A 248-nucleotide genomic window follows, 5' to 3' on the forward strand; every position below is an offset into this window, starting at 1 on the left:
CTGATACCGCTGCCTAGGCGCGTGTATTGTGTCATTTGGCTTACTTGCCAGTTGTCGTTGATTGGCATAACAAGTTTGTAGCCCACACCATAGCTTACCGTTGAATCACCTTTGTATGCTTTGCGGTTTGCGTTTGCTTCGCGTTGTTTTACACCAAAGTAGTAATCTACGTAGTCTTCACTTTGATAAGTTAGGTTAGCAAAAGGAACAAAATCAACACTACCGAATTTCATGATGTGGAAGTAAGT

At 41.9% G+C, this 248-nt stretch carries 1 protein-coding gene; it reads right to left on the reverse strand.

Going from position 1 to position 248, the window contains the following annotated elements; all coding sequences use genetic code 11:
• Positions 1-248: MipA/OmpV family protein (locus tag IQR33_RS22255; RefSeq protein WP_193844052.1), on the reverse strand; the 248-nt coding region annotated here is incomplete at both ends.

Source organism: Vibrio sp. OPT46 (assembly GCF_015163535.1).
Lineage (GTDB): Bacteria > Pseudomonadota > Gammaproteobacteria > Enterobacterales > Vibrionaceae > Vibrio > Vibrio alginolyticus.